The sequence below is a fragment of the Pontiella sulfatireligans genome, from assembly GCF_900890705.1.
Lineage (GTDB): Bacteria > Verrucomicrobiota > Kiritimatiellia > Kiritimatiellales > Pontiellaceae > Pontiella > Pontiella sulfatireligans.
The window spans coordinates 3229482-3246482 of record NZ_CAAHFH010000001.1 but is presented as its reverse complement, the minus strand read 5'-3'; the positions used below and the strand labels follow the sequence as shown (position 1 = coordinate 3246482).

Sequence of the window (17001 nt, the reverse complement as noted above, 5' to 3'; positions counted from 1 at the left end):
CGCAACGCATAATCGATCTGCTAGATTCCCGCGCATGGAAATTTTTGACGTAATCGTTGTGGGCGGCGGGCCCGCCGGCATGATGGCCGCCGGGCATGCGGCGGAATATGGGCGCCGGGTGCTGCTGGTCGAAAAAAACCGTATGCTGGGCGAAAAGCTCAATTTGACCGGAGGCGGGCGCTGCAACATTACCAACGCCGAGTTCGACGTCCGCACCTTTCTCTCGTTCTTCGGCAACGCCTCCAAATTTCTCTTTTCGCCGTTTTCGCGCTTCGCGGTGCAGGAAACCTTCGATTTTTTCGAGGAGCGCGGCCTGCCGCTGATGGTGGAGGACCGCAAGCGCGCCTTCCCGAAAACAGAGCAGGCCGGTGATGTCGTCCGCGTGTTGGAGGAATACATGCGCGGGCACGATGTGGATATCCGCTTCGGGGTGGAAGTGAAGCATCTGCTCGTCGAAAACGGCGCCGTTGCCGGCATCGAAACCAACCGCGGGCCCTTCAAGGCCGAAAGCGTTGTGTTGGCTACGGGCGGTGCGTCCTATAAGGCCACCGGCTCGACGGGCGACGGCTTCGGCTGGCTGCGGGAGGTCGGCCACACCGTGCTCGACGCCACGCCGGACGTGGTGCCGCTACGGGTGAACGAGCAATGGGTGAAGGATCTTTCCGGCACCACGCTCGGACCGATGAAGATCACCTTTACCGCCGCCAACGGCGGGCAGGTGGTTAAGGCGGGCAAAATATTGTTCACCCACTTCGGCCTTTCCGGCCCGCTGATCCTCAACAGTGCGCACGAGGTGAAGGCGCTCCTCAAGTACGGGCCGGTGGCGGCATCCATCGATCTGTTTCCCGGATTGGAGATCCACGAGGTCGACCGTCGTCTGCTGGAGGTGTTCGACGACAATAAAAACAAGATGGTGCGCAATACGGTCAAGGCTCTTGCTCCGGCCGGCATGGCGCGGGCGCTTACGGCTTTGCTTCCGGAGGAGCTGCTGGAAAAAAAGGTGAACGTGGTTACGCAGGACGAGCGCAAAACCATCGTGCAAGTGCTCAAGGGGCTTCCGCTGACCGTGGCCGGAACGATGGGGTATGACTGGGCGGTGGTCTGCGACGGCGGCATTGACCTGACGGAAATCGACACGCGCACCATGCGGTCGAGGCTGCACCCCAACCTTTATGTGGTGGGGGACCTGCTGCACATCAGCCGCCCCTCCGGCGGTTATTCGCTCCAGCTGTGCTGGACCACAGGGTGGGTGGCCGGCGAAAATGCTTAATTGCTTTGCGCCTTACTTCTGTTTTGAGGGAAGAGGGAGCTTCCCATTTTTGGAATATCCGCTACAGTCTCAATGAACAGCAAGAGATAGAGCTATGCCATTTGAAATTCAGTATGATTCAGAGGAAGACTGCATTTTTGCCGTTTTCATCGGCAAGGTGACCATGCAGCTGACGCGCGAATACATTGCGGCGCTGTTGCCGATATTGGAAGAAACCGGCTGTCAGCGACTGCTCAGTGATTCCCGCACCGCCGAGCTGCAGGTTTCTGCCATGGATATCATGCAATTCCCCAAAATGGCTAATGCCTCTCCACTGACCGCCAACCTGAAACGTGCGGTGCTCGCTTCGCCCGGAACCAGTGGCTATGAACTGTATGAAACCCTCTGCGGGATACAGGGACAGCGGGTTAAACTGTTTTCCTCCAAGAAAGAGGCCTTGGAATGGCTGATGGAAGATAGCGACTAGTTGGATCCGTCTAATCCAGAGCCTTTTCAGCTCGATTGTTGTCTGCTTCGATTGTATGTCCGCAACGTTCCTTTTTATGGGCTGAAATCCCTTATTTATACACGCAAAGGGTTTGACTTGAATGGGGGGAGTGCCCAAATTACCCCGCTATTTTATTCGAGCCAATACGAGGTTTAATATGAGTGAAAACACCACCCTTTATAAGGATAAGCAGTTGAACTGTTTCGGACAGCCAGAAGGGCAGGGAATGTATCGTTCCGAGTTCGAGCACAGCAGCTGCGGCATCGGCTTTGTGGCCAATTTGAAAGGCCGCAAGAAACACTCCGTCATCACCGATGCGTTGGGCATGCTGGCCTGCATGGAGCACCGCGGCGGCACCGGTTTCGACATCAAGAGCGGTGACGGCGCCGGCATTCTGTTGCAGATTCCGCACGAACTCTTCATGGAAGAGTGCCCCAAAGCGGGCATTAAACTGCCTAAATTCGGTGAATACGGCGTCGGCATGACCTTTTTTCCCCGTGACGAAGTCAAGCAGGCCGAATGCAAGGACATCATCGAGCGCAAGCTGGCCAAATTCAATTTGCCGTTGCTCGGCTACCGCGTTGTGCCGGTCGACAACTCCGACCTCGGTCGCGATTCGGCGGCCACCGAGCCGAGCATCCAGCAAATTTTTATCGGCAAGCCGGAAGGCATGTCGGTCGAGGAGTTTGACCGCAAGTTGTTTGTGTTCCGCAAATGCGCTGAGCGCGTTGCCAACGATACCGTTGCGGGCATCGGCCCCGACGGCCTGAACATTATTTCCTGCTCCTACAAGACCATTAACTATAAGGGGCAGTTGATCACCGAGCAGGTGCCGCAATACTTCCTCGACCTGCAGAACGAGTCTGCCGTCAGTGCGATTGCGCTGGTGCATTCCCGCTTCTCGACCAACACCTTTCCGTCGTGGAAGCTGGCGCAGCCGTTCCGCTACATTGCCCACAACGGCGAAATCAACACCAACAAGGGCAACATTAACTGGATGCGCGCCCGCGAAGTGCTGCTCGAATGCACCGCCTTCTCGAAGGAAGAGCTTGAAATGATCTTCCCGATCTGCGATCTCGCCGCCTCCGACTCCGCCAACCTCGATATGGCCATCGAAATGCTCGTGCTCAGCGGACGCTCGCTGCCGCACGTGCTGATGATGCTCATTCCGGAAGCATGGCAGAACGATCCGGACATGGATCCGAAAAAGCGCGCTTTCTACGAATTCTACTCCGCCATGATGGAGCCGTGGGACGGTCCCGCTTCGGTCTGCTTTACCGACGGCGTACTCGTTGGTGCCACACTTGACCGCAACGGCCTGCGCCCCTCGCGCTACTGCGTAACGGAAGACGACACGCTGATCATGGCGTCTGAAACAGGCGTGATCAAAGTCGATCACTCCACAGTAAAAATCCGCGGACGCCTGCAGCCCGGCAAAATGTTCGTGGCCGACCTTGAGCAGGGCCGCATCATTTCTGACGAAGAACTGAAAGCCGACCTCTACTCGCGCCAGCCCTACCAAGAGTGGATCGACCAGAGCATGGTGCATCTCAAAGACCTGCCGACTTCACCGGACTACGACGCAAAACCCGCGAGCGACAAAACACTCTTCTGCCGCCAGAAAGTGTTTGGCTACTCCTACGAAGACATTAACGAACTTTTCGTGCCGATGGCCACCAACGGCAAGGAACCGCTCGGTTCGATGGGTGCCGATAATCCGCTGGCCGTTCTTTCCGACCGCCCAGTCCAGCTGTCGCACTATTTCAAACAGCTCTTTGCTCAGGTTACCAATCCGCCGATCGACCCGATCCGTGAACGCGTGGTGATGGACCTTCGTACCTATGTTGGCGGATTCAAAAACATTCTGACGGAGTCTCCGGCCCACTGCCGTCGCATTGCGATCGACCAACCGGTACTGACCAACGAAGATCTTTCAAAGCTGATCGGCCTGAGTCATCACCACTTCTGGGCGAAGCGCCTTGAAATTGTGTTTCCGGCCAACGGTACTCCTGGGGTGCTGGGAAAGACGCTTGATCGTATCTGCCGTTATGCCGAAGACGCGATTGATGAGGGCTACTCCATCATCATCCTGTCCGACCAGAATGTGAATCCGGGGCATGTTCCGATTCCGTCGGTGCTGGCGACTGCTGCTGTGCACCACTACCTCATTCGTGCCGGCAAGCGCGGTAAGGCCGACATTGTCTTGGAAGTCGGCGACATTCGCGAAGTACACCACTTCGCCACCGTGCTTGGTTTCGGCGCGTCCGCGATCAATCCTTACATGGCGCTCGATACCATTTGCCAGATGGAAAAGGACGACCTGCTTAATGGCTTCAGTTGCGAGCAGGGGATTCAAAACTACATCAAGGCGGTGGATGGCGGCCTGCTAAAAATCTTTTCCAAGATGGGCATTTCGACGCTCGCTTCTTATCAGGGCGCGCAGATCTTCGAGATCGTTGGCATTAACTCCAGCGTTGTTGAAAAATACTTTACCGGCACTGTCAGCCGGATCGAAGGCCTCAGTCTCGACGATATTGCCAAGGAGACCATGCTCAAACATCGCAAGGGATTCCCGACCCGCGGCGTTGGATCGAAAGTCCTCGAGCCGGGCGGCGACTATCACTGGCGCAAGGACGGGGAACGTCATCTGTTCAATCCGACCACCATTCGTTTGTTGCAGGAGTGTTCGCGCGAAAAAAACTACGCTAAGTATAAGGAATATTGCAAAGCGGTCGATGAACAGAACGAAGCGGCCTTTACGTTGCGTGGTCTGATGGAGTTTAACTCCGACCGTCCGTCCATCTCTATCGACGAAGTCGAACCGGCGTCCAAGATTCTCAAACGTTTCGCCACCGGCGCGATGTCCTTCGGTTCCATCTCTTGGGAGGCGCATACCACACTCGCCATCGCGATGAACCGCATTGGTTCCAAGTCCAACTCGGGCGAAGGCGGTGAAGATCCGATCCGCTACGAAAAACTGCCGAACGGCGATGATATGTGCTCCGCCACCAAGCAGATTGCCTCCGGACGTTTCGGGGTCAACAGCTATTACCTCTCTCAGGCCCGTGAGTTGCAAATTAAAATGGCGCAGGGCGCGAAGCCGGGCGAAGGCGGACATCTACCGGGCCATAAGGTCAACGGCTGGATTGGCCGCACCCGCAACTCGACTCCGGGTGTGGGGCTGATTTCTCCGCCGCCGCACCACGATATTTATTCGATCGAAGACCTGGCGCAGTTGATCTACGACCTCAAGAACGCCAACCGCGATGCTCGTGTCAACGTGAAGCTGGTATCCGAAGCGGGTGTCGGCACCATTGCCGCCGGGGTCTGCAAAGCCAAAGCCGACGCGGTTCTGATTGCCGGCTATGACGGGGGAACGGGGGCGTCGCCGCTCAGCTCTATCAAGCACGCCGGATTGCCGTGGGAGCTCGGACTTTCCGAAACGCATCAGACACTGGTTCGTAACCGTCTGCGCAACCGCATTGTGGTTCAGGCCGACGGCCAGATGAAAACGTCGCGCGATCTCGCCATCGCCACCTTGCTCGGGGCTGAAGAGTGGGGAGTTGCCAGCGCGGCGTTGGTGGTCGAAGGCTGCGTGATGATGCGTAAATGCCACTCCAATACCTGTCCGGTCGGAATCGCCACGCAACGCAGCGACCTGCGCGCCAAATTCAAGGGCGATCCCGCTCACGTGGTCAATTTCTTCACGTTCCTCATCGACGGTTTGCGCGAAATTATGGCTGAGCTTGGCTTCAAGACCATCAACGAAATGGTTGGTCAGTCGCAGTGCCTGAAATTCCGCGATGATGTTAACCACTGGAAATATAAAAACCTCGATCTCTCCCCGATTCTCCATAAGGAAACGATGGGCGAAGAGGAAGGCACTTTCCACAGCAAGGATCAGAACCACTTGCTGGAGTCCATCATTGACTGGAAGCTGATCGCTGCCGCGAAACCTGCGCTCGAAAACGGTGAAAAAGTTGAGGCGACCTTTGATGTGGTCAACACCGACCGCGCCGTCGGCACCGTGCTCTCGCACGAAATAACCAAGATCTACAAGGACAAGGGGCTGCCGGACGGCACCGTTCACTTTAAGCTGAAGGGCTCGATCGGCCAGTCCATGGGCGCATTCATGTGCAAAGGCATTGAGCTGGAGCTTGAGGGCGACGCCAACGACTATGTCGGCAAGGGCCTTTCGGGCGGCCATCTGTCCATCTACCCGGACAAGGGTGCAATCTTCGTGGCTGAAGAAAACATTCTGGTCGGCAACGTGTGCTTCTACGGCGCAACCAGCGGCAAGGCCTACATCCGCGGCGTGGCCGGCGAACGCTTCTGCGTCCGCAACTCCGGCGCGGAAGTGGTGGTTGAGGGCATCGGCGACCACGGGTGCGAATATATGACCGGAGGCAAGACGGTGATTCTGGGTGCGACCGGCGGCAACTTTGGCGCGGGCATGTCCGGCGGCATTGCTTATGTCTACGATGCCGACGGTTTGTTTGCCGACAAGTGCAACATGGAAATGATCGAACTCGGAAAGATGCGTGCCAATGCCGATATCGCTGACCTGAAGGCGATGATTGAAGCGCATCAGCTGAAGACCGGATCGACCGTTGCGGCCAATATGCTGGCCGACTGGGACGGTACGCTGGATAAATTTGTAAAAGTCATTCCGACGGACTATAAGCGCATGCTCGGCTTCATCGAACGGGCGCGCCTGACCGAAGAATATGAAACCGAAGATGAGATTGTCGACGCGGCGTTCGACATGCACATTGCCGACCTCGCGGGCTAATCCTGATTCGAAGGAGAATTTACCATGGGAAAACTAACTGGATTCTTAGAATACGTACGCAAGACCAACCCGATGCGCCCCGTAGAGGAACGCGTCAAGGATTGGCGTGAAGTCTATATTTTACGTGACAAGAAGACTTGCAGCGAGCAGGGCGCCCGCTGCATGGACTGTGGCGTGCCCTTCTGCCACCGGGGGGAAATTATGCAGGGCGGCGCGAGCGGATGCCCAATCAACAACCTCATCCCCGAGTGGAACGATCTGATCTACCGCAACCGCTGGCGCGAGGCGCTCGACCGCCTGCACCACACCAATAACTTCCCGGAAGTCACCGGGCGTGTCTGCCCGGCTCCGTGCGAAGCGGGCTGCGTGCTCGGCATCAACGAGCCGGCCGTTACGATCCACGACAACGAACGCGCCATCATCGACAAAGGCTTTCAAAATGGATGGGTGGTGCCCGAACCGCCTGAAATCCGCACCGACAAGAGGGTGGCCATCGTCGGCTCCGGCCCTTCCGGCCTCGCTTGCGCCCAGCAGCTTAACCGCGCCGGGCACAATGTGACGCTGTTCGAGCGCGCCGACCGCATCGGCGGGCTGATGATGTACGGCATTCCAAACATGAAACTCGATAAGGGAGTCATGCAGCGCCGCATCGACATCATCGAACAGGAAGGCGTCGTCTACAAAACCAATACCGAGGTTGGGAAAGATATTTCGGCGAAAGAGCTGAAGCGCGATTTCGATGCCGTTGTACTGGCCAACGGCGCCACCAAGCCGCGCGACCTTCCCGTTGAAGGCCGCGACCTGAAGGGTATTCACTTTGCCATGGAGTTTTTAACGGCCAACACCAAGAGCCTGCTCGACAGCAATCTTGAGGACGGCAACTACATCTCCGCTAAGGGGAAGAAAGTAATCGTCATTGGCGGCGGCGATACGGGTACCGACTGCGTCGGAACCTCGCTTCGTCATGAATGCGAGAAGGTCACCCAACTCGAAATCATGCCGAAGCCCGAAGTCGACCGCAACCGCGTTTCCAACCCCTGGCCACAGTGGCCGGCCAACCTCAAGATCGATTATGGTCAAGAGGAAGCCATTAAGCTGCAGGGCAAGGATCCGCGCAATTTTTCTGTCATGACCCAGAAGTTCGAAGGCGATGCCGACGGCAATCTGGTTGCTATTCACACCATCGAAGTCGAGTGGATCGACCGTGCGCCGAAAGCCGTTCCGGGAACCGAGCAGCGGGTTGAAGCAGACCTCGTCCTGCTGGCCATGGGTTTCCTCGGGCCGGAGGATCTGCTGGGCGAACAGTTCGGACTCGAACGCGATGCGCGCTCAAACTTCAAGGCCGAACATGAAGTCTACACCACCAATGTGGAAGGCGTTTTTGTTGCCGGCGACAACCGTCGCGGACAGTCGCTCGTCGTATGGGCCATCAACGAAGGCCGCGGTGTCGCGCGCGAGGTCGATAAACACCTCATGGGCGATACCGTCTTGCCGTAAAGCTCGCACCCAGTGCACACGAAAAACCCGGAGACTCCTCAGGAATCTCCGGGTTTTTTAACGTCTGGGCTGAATCTTTCAGGAGTTTTAATTGCGGATGGCTGGTAGGTGTATAGAATTCCCAGATTGCGCAGGGTGCGTTTAAGCATGAACAGGGGATGCTGCAGAATGAATAAAGTTGGATTTGACAATGACCGCTATCTGGATGAACAGAGCGAATACATCATTAAACGCGCGGAGAATTTCCAGAATAAACTCTATCTTGAATTTGGCGGGAAGCTGGTTTTCGACTACCACGCTTCGCGCATTCTTCCGGGCTTCGATCCGAATGTAAAAATCCGCCTGCTCCAGCGGCTGCGCGACCGCGCGGAAATCATCCTCTGCATCTATGCCGGCGACATCGAGCGCAAGAAGGTCCGCGCCGATTTCGGCATCACCTACGACTCCGACATGCTCCGCCTCATCGACGACCTGCGCGAGTGGGGGCTGTCTGTTGCGGGCGTGGTCATCACGCGTTTCAACGAGCAGCCCGCGGCCATTCAATTCAAGAACCGGCTCGACCGGCGCGGCGTGAAGACCTACATCCATCGCGCAACAAAGGGCTATCCGACCGACGTTGATATGATCGCCAGCGACGAGGGCTACGGCGCGAACCCGTATATTGAAACCACCAAGCCGATCGTTGTCGTCTCCGCCCCAGGGCCGGGCAGCGGCAAGATGGGCACCTGTTTGAGCCAGCTCTACCACGACCATAAGCGCGGCCTCGCCTCTGGCTATTCCAAGTTCGAGACCTTTCCCATCTGGAACCTGCCGCTGAAGCACCCGGTCAACATTGCCTACGAAGCCGCCACCGCCGATCTCGGCGACTTCAACATGGTCGATTCCTTCCACCTTGAAGCACACGATGAGGCGTCGGTGAACTATAACCGCGACGTCGAAATCTTTCCGGTGCTCAAGCGGATTCTTGAGCGCATCACCGGGGAGGAATCAATCTATCTGTCTCCCACCGACATGGGCGTGAACCGCGCCGGGTTTGCCATTATCGACGACGAGGCCGTGCAGGCCGCCGCCATTCAGGAAATCATCCGCCGCTATTTCCGCTACCGCTGCGAATACGCCCTCGGCAGCGCCGACCGCAAAACCGTGGAACGCGCCGAGCTGCTGCTCAAGGAAGTCGGCGCTGAACCCGAGGCGCGCGCCGTGGTGATGCCCGCCCGCGAAGCCGCCAAAAAGGCGCAGCAAAATGAAAAGGGGAGGGATCGCATTTTCTGCGGCGCCGCCATCCAACTGGCCGACGGCCGCATGATTACGGGGTGCAACTCGCCTCTTATGCACGCCTCGTCCTCCATGTTGCTCAATGCGCTCAAAACCTTGGCCGAACTGCCCGATGAAATGGATCTGCTCGGCGCCAACGTGATCAAGTCGATCCGGCACCTCAAGCAGGATTTGCTGAACGGGAAGTCGGCCAGCCTCGACATGGAGGAAACCCTCATTGCGCTCAGCGTCAGCGCCCCCGTCAATCCCGCCGCGCAGATGGCCATGGAAAAGCTGCCGGAACTGCGCGGCTGCGAAGTGCATCTTTCCCACATCCCCTCGCCGGGCGACGAAGTCGGTTTGCGCCGCCTCGGCGTGAACGTCACCAGCGATGCCGATTTTGCGAGCCACAATTTGTTTTTAACCTAGAATTTCTAAAATCTAATATCCAAACCCTAAACAATGACCGAAACCGGAAAACCAAAATCAAAAACAGGCCTTCGCTTAAACGTGCATGGGTTTGGGAATTTGAATTTGATGGGTTGGAGTTTGTTTAGGATTTAGGGATTTGTATTTGGGAGTTTAATCAACATAAGGGAGAGTCATCATGCCAAAGCTAAGCGACATCAACACCGTTCTGATCATCGGTTCCGGCCCCATCATCATCGGCCAGGCTTGCGAGTTCGACTATTCCGGAACGCAGGCGTGCAAGGCGCTCCGCGAGCTGGGCTACAAGATCGTGCTGGTCAATTCCAATCCCGCCACCATCATGACCGACCCCGGCATGGCGGACGTCACCTACATCGAGCCGCTCAACCTCGAAACCATCGAGCGGATCATCGCCAAGGAACGCCCCGACGCGTTGCTTCCAAACCTTGGCGGGCAGACCGCCCTCAACCTTGCCCTCGATCTTTCCAAACACGGGGTTCTCGAAAAATACGGCGTCGAAGTCATCGGCGTGAAACTCGATGCCATTGAGCGCGGCGAAGACCGTATCGAGTTCAAGAAGCAGATGGATAAGCTTGGAATCGAAATGGCGAAAAGCACCGCCGTCTATAGCGTCGAAGACGCCGAGAAAATCGCGGCCGATCTCGGCTATCCCGTCGTCATCCGCCCGGCCTACACGATGGGTGGCACCGGCGGTGGCATTGTCTACAATGTCGAAGAGTTGCGTGTGATCGGCGAGCGAGGAATCAATGCCAGTCTTATTGGCCAAATCCTGATCGAGGAGTGCGTGCTTGGCTGGGAAGAACTCGAACTCGAAGTTGTGCGCGATGCCGACAACAACCTTATTACCGTTTGCTTCATTGAAAACATCGATCCCATGGGCGTGCATACCGGCGACTCCTTTTGCTCCGCGCCGATGCTCACCATTAGCCAGGAGTTGCAGGATCGCTTGCAGAAATATTCCTACGACATTGTCGAGGCCATCCAGGTGATCGGTGGAACCAACGTCCAGTGGGCGCACGATCCAGAAAGCGGTCGTATTGTCGTGATTGAAATCAACCCGCGCACCTCGCGCTCCTCCGCGCTGGCCTCGAAAGCGACCGGCTTCCCGATTGCGCTCGTCTCCGCCAAGCTCGCGGGCGGCATGACCATGAAGGAGATTCCGTACTGGCGCGACGGCACGCTCGAAAAATACACGCCGTCCGGCGACTATGTCGTGATCAAGTTTGCGCGCTGGGCCTTCGAAAAATTCAAAGGCGTCGAAGACAAGCTCGGTACGCAAATGCGCGCCGTCGGCGAAGTGATGAGCATCGGCAAGAACTACAAGGAGTCGATGCAAAAATCCATCCGGGCCCTCGAAAACGGGCGCTACGGCTTGGGCTTTGTGAAGGACTTCAACTCCATGCCGCTCAAAGAACTGATGGCGCGCCTTTCCTTCCCGACCAGCGACCGCCAGTTCATTTTATACGAAGCGCTGCGCAAGGGCGCAACCATCGACGAGCTGCACGCCAAGACCAGCATCAAGGCCTGGTTCCTTGAGCAGATGAAGGAACTGGTCGAATGCGAAGAAGAGGCGCTGAAATACAAAGGCCAAAAGCTACCCGACGCATTGCTCGAAGCCGCCAAGAAGGACGGCTTTGCCGATGCCTACCTCGCGAAGATTCTCGGTGTTCCTGAAAAGGACATCCGCGAACAGCGCAAGGCGGCCGGCGTTGTGGAAGGCTGGCACGCCGTGCCCGTTAGCGGTGTCGAGGACGCGGCCTACTATTATTCGAGCTACAACGCGCCCGACGAAGTTTCGGCCACGGACAACCCCAACAAGGTGATGATTCTTGGCGGCGGCCCCAACCGGATCGGGCAGGGGATCGAGTTCGACTACTGCTGCGTCCACGCCGCCTTCACCCTGCGCGACATGGATTATGAAACGGTTATGGTCAACTGCAACCCCGAAACCGTCTCCACCGACTACGACACCTCCGACAAGCTCTACTTCGAGCCGCTCACCGTCGAAGACGTCCTGCAAATCTACGAAAAGGAAAAGCCCAAAGGCGTCATCTGCCAGTTTGGCGGGCAGACCCCGCTCAATATTGCGCGGGAGCTCCAAGAGGCCGGCGTCAATATTCTCGGCACTTCCCCGGAAGTGATCGACCTCGCCGAAGACCGCGAGCAGTTCGACGCGATCATGAAGAAGCTCGGCATCCCGATGGCCGAAGGCGGCATGGCTGTTGACGTGGACGGCGCCTTTGAAATTGCCGGTCGCGTTGGCTACCCATTGATGGTTCGCCCGTCCTACGTGCTTGGCGGACGCGGCATGGAAATCGTCTACGACGAACCGATGCTGCGCGACTACATGGCCGCCGCCGTCGGCGTAACTCCCGATCGGCCGATCCTGATCGACAAGTATCTGGAAAACGCCATCGAGGCCGAAGCCGACGCCATCGCCGACGGCGAGGACGCCTTCGTTCCCGCCGTCATGGAACACATCGAGCAGGCCGGTATTCATTCCGGCGATTCCGCCTGCGTGATCCCGCCCGTCGGCATCCCCGAAAAGCACATCAAGACCATCTACGAATACACCCGCACCATCGCCCGCGAAATGGGCGTCGTTGGTCTGATGAACATTCAGTATGCCATTTGCGAAGACGTGGTCTATGTGCTCGAAGCCAACCCGCGCGCCTCGCGCACCGTGCCGCTCGTCTCTAAGGTCTGCGGGCTTTCCATGGCGCGCATCGCCACCGAAATCATGCTCGGCAAAAAGCTCGGCGACTTCAACCTCAAGCATCAGGACATCCCGCACTTCGGGGTCAAGGAATCCGTCTTCCCGTTCAACATGTTCCCGGAAGTCGATCCGGTGCTCGGCCCGGAAATGCGCTCCACCGGCGAAGTGCTCGGCATCGACTCCTCCTTCGGGCTCGCCTTCTACAAGGCGCAGGAAGCCACCAAAGGAATCCTGCCGATGGAAGGCACCGTGCTGCTCACCGTCTCCGAGCGCGACCGCTCCGAAAAGTTCGCGGCCGCCGCCAAGCGCCTCAAGGAGATTGGCTTCAAGCTGCTGGCGACCAGCGGCACCGCGGCCTTCCTTGCAGAACGCGGAGTCGAGGTTGAACCCGTCCTGAAAATGCACGAAGGCCGACCGAACATTGTGGACGCCGTCAAGAATGGCGAGGTGCAGCTTATCGTCAACACGCCGTCCGGCAAGCTCAGCGTCCACGACGACTCCTACATCCGCAAGTCGGCCATCAAGCACAACGTGGCTTACATCACTACGGTTGCGGCCGCCGTAGCCGCCGCCGAAGGAATCGCCGCGCGGACCGTCGGCCAAGCCCCCATCCGCTCTCTGCAGGAATGGCATGGCGATTTAAACGCGGGGTAAAAAGGCTATAGGCTATAGGCCATAGGAAAACCCGGAGTTCCAGGTATGGAACCTCCGGGTTTTTCTGTGTTCGGGGTGCCGGTCAGATGTTGGCGAGCATTTCGTTCATGGCGGCGGCGGCTTTGCGGCCTTCGCCCATGGCGAGGATGACGGTGGCGGCGCCGAGGACGATGTCGCCGCCGGCATAGATGCGGTCGATGGACGATTTTCCGTTTTCGTCGGCCACGATATTGCCCCATTTATTGGTTTCGAGCCCGGGAGTGGTTTGGCGGATGAGCGGATTGGAGTCGTTGCCGATAGCGACGATGACGGTATCGAGGTCGATCTCGAATTCGCTGCCTTCGATGGCGATGGGGCGGCGGCGACCCGAGTCGTCGGGTTCGCCCAGTTCGTAGCGGAGGCACTCGATGCCGTTGACCCAGCCTTTTTCATCGCTCAGAATTCGCTTGGGATTTTCGAGCATGTGGAAGATGACGCCTTCTTCTTTTGCGTGGTGCACCTCTTCGACGCGGGCGGGCATTTCGACCTCGGTGCGGCGGTAGATGAGGTGCACTTCCTTGGCGCCGAGGCGCACGGCGGTGCGCGCGGCGTCCATGGCGACGTTGCCGCCACCGAGCACGGCGACTTTTTCGGAGTCAAAGATGGGCGTATCGGCGCGCTGCTTGTCGTAGGCGCGCATGAGGTTGGAGCGGGTGAGGTATTCGTTGGCTGAGTAGACGCCGACGAGGTTTTCGCCCTCGATGTTCATGAAGCGCGGCAGCCCGGCGCCGGTGCCGATAAAGAGCGCGTCGAAGCCGTCCTCGTCTAGCAGATCCTGAATTTTCCGGGTGCGGCCGATGACGAAGTTGGTTTTGAGTTCGCAGCCCATGGCGGTGAGCGCATCGATCTCCTGCTGCACGATGGCTTTGGGCAGCCGAAATTCGGGGATGCCGTAGACCATTACGCCGCCGGGTTTGTGGAAGGCTTCAAAGAGGGTGACGTCGTGGCCTTCGCGCCGTATATCGGCCGCGACGGTGAGTCCGGCGGGGCCGGTCCCGATGATGCCGACCTTCTTGCCGGTGTCGGGTTTGATGGCGGGGATTTCAATCAGGCGGTTTTCCCGCTCCCAGTCGGCAACATAGCGTTCGAGGCGACCAATGTTGACGGCTTTGTCGACCGATTTGAGCACTTTGCCGACGGTGCAGGGGGCCTGGCACTGGGTCTCCTGCGGGCAGACGCGCCCGCAGACCGCAGGGAGGAGGCTGTCTATTTTAATGATATCAATGGCCTTTTTGTTGTCGCCATCGGCTATGGCCTGAATAAAGCCGGGGATATCAATGCCGACGGGGCAGCCGGCAATGCAGGGCGCTGTTTTGCATTGCAGGCAGCGCAATGCTTCGGCCCGGGCTTGCTCGGGGCTGTAGCCCAGCGCGACTTCATTCATGTTGGAGCGGCGCTCGGCGGGATCTTGTGTGGGCATTTCCTGCGCCGGGATCGCCATGCGTTCTTTCGGGGTGAGCGTTTCCGAGGTTTTTTCCAGGGTGCGTATAGCCGCTTGTGCCAATTGTTCGGGGGAGAGGTGGGTCATTGGGAGTCTCCTTCGAGTCCGATTTTACAGCTGTGCGCTTCCTGCTTCTTGTAGGAGCTGAGCCGGTTGATCATGTTGTCGAAGTCGACGAGGTGGCCGTCGAATTCGGGGCCGTCGACGCAGACAAATTTGGTTTCGTCGCCCACGGTTACGCGGCAGCCTCCGCACATTCCGGTGCCGTCGACCATGATGGTGTTGAGCGAAACCTGGGTGGGCACGGAGTAGGGGCGCGTGGTTTCGGCGCAGAATTTCATCATGACGGGCGGGCCGATGGCAACGGCCAAATCCGGTTTGGGATCTTGCTCGCATAGTTCCTTTAGCGGTTCGGTGACGAGGCATTTTCGGCCGACCGATCCGTCGTCGGTGCAGATGATGAGTTCATCGGCGATGGCGCGCATTTCGTTTTCGAGGATGAGCAGTTCCCTGTTGCGTGCACCCATGATGATGATGACCTTGTTGCCGGCGGCTTTCATGGCTTGTGCAATGGGGTGGAGCGGCGCAACGCCGATGCCGCCGCCGACGCAGACGACGGTGCCGAAGTTTTCAATATGGGTCGGGGTGCCGAGCGGGCCGACGAGTGCGGCGATTTTTTCGCCAGCATTCATCAATGCGAGTTTCTTTGTTGTCTTGCCGACGGCTTGGAAAATGAGGGTGATGGTGCCGGCTGCGGGGTCGGCATCGGCGATGGTGAGCGGGATGCGCTCGCCGAAGTCCTCGCATAGCTGGAGGATGATGAATTGGCCGGCTTTGCGCTCGCGGGCAATCAACGGGGCTTCCACCCGCATTAAAAACACGGTTTCTGATAGCTGCTTCTTTTCTCTAATTTTGTTCATAACTCCCCACTTCTTAGCCGGTGTATAAAAACTTCCTTTCCCAACCGGAAAAGGAAGCCATATATCCGGCGGGTTTCCAAGGAAACCCGCCAGCATATTTTTCGGATTACACGATGCCTTGGTCGAGCATGGCGTCGGCAACCTTGGTGAATCCGGCAATGTTCGCGCCCATGACATAGTTTCCGGGCTGGCCATATTCCTCGGCGGCCGCGCGAGCGGCTTCGTGGATGTTGACCATGATGGCGTTGAGCTTTTGATCGACTTCTTCGCGGGTCCATTTCATTCGCATGGAGTTCTGGCTCATTTCGAGGCCGGAGGTCGATACGCCGCCGGCGTTAGCGGCCTTGCCCGGTCCATAGAGAATGCGGTGTTGAACAAACAAATTCGCCGCTTCCGGCGTGCTTGGCATGTTGGCGCCTTCGCAGACGACCTGACAACCGTTGTTCAGCAGCTTGCTTGCGTCTTCAGCGTTGATCTCGTTCTGCGTGGCGCTCGGGAAAGCGCAGTCGCACTTGATGCCCCAAGGGCGTTCGCCTTCGAGGTATTTGGCGCCAAACTTATCGGCATATTCTTTGATTCGCCCGCGACGGACATTTTTGAGTTCCATAATCCAAGCCAGTTTTTCGGCATCGATGCCGTCGGAATCGTAGATGGTTCCCGCGGAGTCGGACATGCTGACCACCTTTCCGCCGAGCTCGTTGATCTTTTCGACCGTGTATTGCGCGACGTTGCCGGAGCCCGAAACCGTACAGATTTTGCCATCAAAGGTTTCGTTGCGGGTTTTCAGCATTTCTTCGGCAAAGTAGACGGAGCCGTAGCCGGTGGCTTCCGGGCGAACCAGCGAACCGCCCCAGTTGAGGGCCTTGCCGGTCAGTACGCCGGTGAACTCGTTGCGGAGCCGTTTGTACTGTCCGAACATATAGCCGATTTCGCGGCCGCCTACGCCGATGTCGCCAGCGGGCACGTCGGTGTCTGGGCCGATATGGCGCTGCAGCTCGGTCATGAAAGACTGGCAGAAGCGCATCACTTCTATGTCGGATTTACCTTTGGGGTCGAAGTCGGAACCGCCTTTGCCGCCGCCCATGGGGAGCGTGGTGAGCGAGTTTTTGAATACCTGTTCAAAGCCCAGGAATTTAAGGATGCTCTGGTTGACGGTGGGGTGGAAGCGCAGTCCGCCTTTGTACGGGCCCAGCGCGCTGTTGAATTCGAAGCGGAAGCCGCGGTTCACCTGCACCTTGCCTTTGTCGTCGGTCCAGGGCACGCGGAAGATGATCTGGCGCTCTGGTTCCACGATGCGTTCGAGGATGCCTGCGGCCTCATACTGCGGGTTTTTTTCCATTACGGGTTCGAGCGAGTCGAGCACTTCGCGGACCGCCTGTAGGAATTCGACTTCCCCGGCGTTGCGCTGCGATACTTTTCCCCATACGCGTTCTACATAACTCATAGCATCTCCTTGTTGATCTAGTTTACACAAACTGCAA

General features: G+C 57.8%; 9 protein-coding genes. 6 read left to right on the top strand and 3 right to left on the bottom strand.

All coding sequences use genetic code 11. The features are described 5' to 3' along the window. Positions 1-34 precede the first annotated feature (34 nt). The 6 genes from SCARR_RS11370 (at position 35) to carB (ending at position 13120) form a co-directional block, all read left to right on the top strand. Complete coding sequence (locus SCARR_RS11370) at positions 35-1270, top strand: BaiN/RdsA family NAD(P)/FAD-dependent oxidoreductase (RefSeq protein ID WP_136061698.1); 1236 nt, start codon at positions 35-37, stop codon at positions 1268-1270. Between the two features lie 94 nt (positions 1271-1364). Then, positions 1365-1736: a hypothetical protein gene (locus tag SCARR_RS11365; protein ID WP_136061697.1), complete on the top strand. Its 372-nt coding sequence runs from the start codon at positions 1365-1367 to the stop codon at positions 1734-1736. Between the two features lie 247 nt (positions 1737-1983). Continuing rightward, positions 1984-6549, top strand: coding sequence for a glutamate synthase large subunit (gltB, locus tag SCARR_RS11360; RefSeq protein ID WP_342803692.1), 4566 nt, complete (start codon positions 1984-1986; stop codon positions 6547-6549). Between the two features lie 24 nt (positions 6550-6573). After that, entirely contained in the window at positions 6574-8046 is a 1473-nt protein-coding gene (locus SCARR_RS11355; protein WP_136061695.1) for a glutamate synthase subunit beta, read from the top strand. A 168-nt stretch (positions 8047-8214) separates the two neighbouring features. Continuing rightward, positions 8215-9729, top strand: a complete 1515-nt coding sequence (locus SCARR_RS11350; RefSeq protein ID WP_136061694.1) for a DUF1846 domain-containing protein — start codon at positions 8215-8217, stop codon at positions 9727-9729. Between the two features lie 178 nt (positions 9730-9907). Continuing rightward, positions 9908-13120 (top strand): carbamoyl-phosphate synthase large subunit, encoded by a 3213-nt coding sequence (carB, locus tag SCARR_RS11345; RefSeq protein ID WP_136061693.1) that lies wholly within the window; start codon positions 9908-9910, stop codon positions 13118-13120. 82 nt (positions 13121-13202) lie between these two features. Here carB and gltA read toward each other — a convergent pair whose 3' ends face one another. The 3 genes from gltA to gdhA form a co-directional block, all read right to left on the bottom strand. Further along, entirely contained in the window at positions 13203-14687 is a 1485-nt protein-coding gene (gene gltA / locus SCARR_RS11340) for an NADPH-dependent glutamate synthase (protein WP_136061692.1), read from the bottom strand. Next, positions 14684-15520: a sulfide/dihydroorotate dehydrogenase-like FAD/NAD-binding protein gene (locus tag SCARR_RS11335; RefSeq protein WP_136061691.1), complete on the bottom strand. Its 837-nt coding sequence runs from the start codon at positions 15518-15520 to the stop codon at positions 14684-14686. The genes gltA and SCARR_RS11335 overlap by 4 nt, the downstream gene beginning before the upstream one ends. A 106-nt stretch (positions 15521-15626) precedes the next feature. After that, positions 15627-16964, bottom strand: a complete 1338-nt coding sequence (gene gdhA / locus SCARR_RS11330; RefSeq protein ID WP_136061690.1) for an NADP-specific glutamate dehydrogenase — start codon at positions 16962-16964, stop codon at positions 15627-15629. Positions 16965-17001 lie beyond the last annotated feature (37 nt).

What these genes read in the sequence shown, in the direction of transcription:
- SCARR_RS11365 (WP_136061697.1), top strand. Translation starts at nt 1,365, where the DNA reads ATGCCATTTGAAATTCAGTATGATTCAGAGGAAGACTGCATTTTTGCC.
- gltB (WP_342803692.1), top strand. Translation starts at nt 1,984, where the DNA reads ATGTATCGTTCCGAGTTCGAGCACAGCAGCTGCGGCATCGGCTTTGTG.
- carB (WP_136061693.1), top strand. Translation starts at nt 9,908, where the DNA reads ATGCCAAAGCTAAGCGACATCAACACCGTTCTGATCATCGGTTCCGGC.
- SCARR_RS11335 (WP_136061691.1), bottom strand. Translation starts at nt 15,520, where the DNA reads ATGAACAAAATTAGAGAAAAGAAGCAGCTATCAGAAACCGTGTTTTTA.
- SCARR_RS11355 (WP_136061695.1), top strand. Translation starts at nt 6,574, where the DNA reads ATGGGAAAACTAACTGGATTCTTAGAATACGTACGCAAGACCAACCCG.
- SCARR_RS11370 (WP_136061698.1), top strand. Translation starts at nt 35, where the DNA reads ATGGAAATTTTTGACGTAATCGTTGTGGGCGGCGGGCCCGCCGGCATG.
- gdhA (WP_136061690.1), bottom strand. Translation starts at nt 16,964, where the DNA reads ATGAGTTATGTAGAACGCGTATGGGGAAAAGTATCGCAGCGCAACGCC.
- SCARR_RS11350 (WP_136061694.1), top strand. Translation starts at nt 8,215, where the DNA reads ATGAATAAAGTTGGATTTGACAATGACCGCTATCTGGATGAACAGAGC.
- gltA (WP_136061692.1), bottom strand. Translation starts at nt 14,687, where the DNA reads ATGACCCACCTCTCCCCCGAACAATTGGCACAAGCGGCTATACGCACC.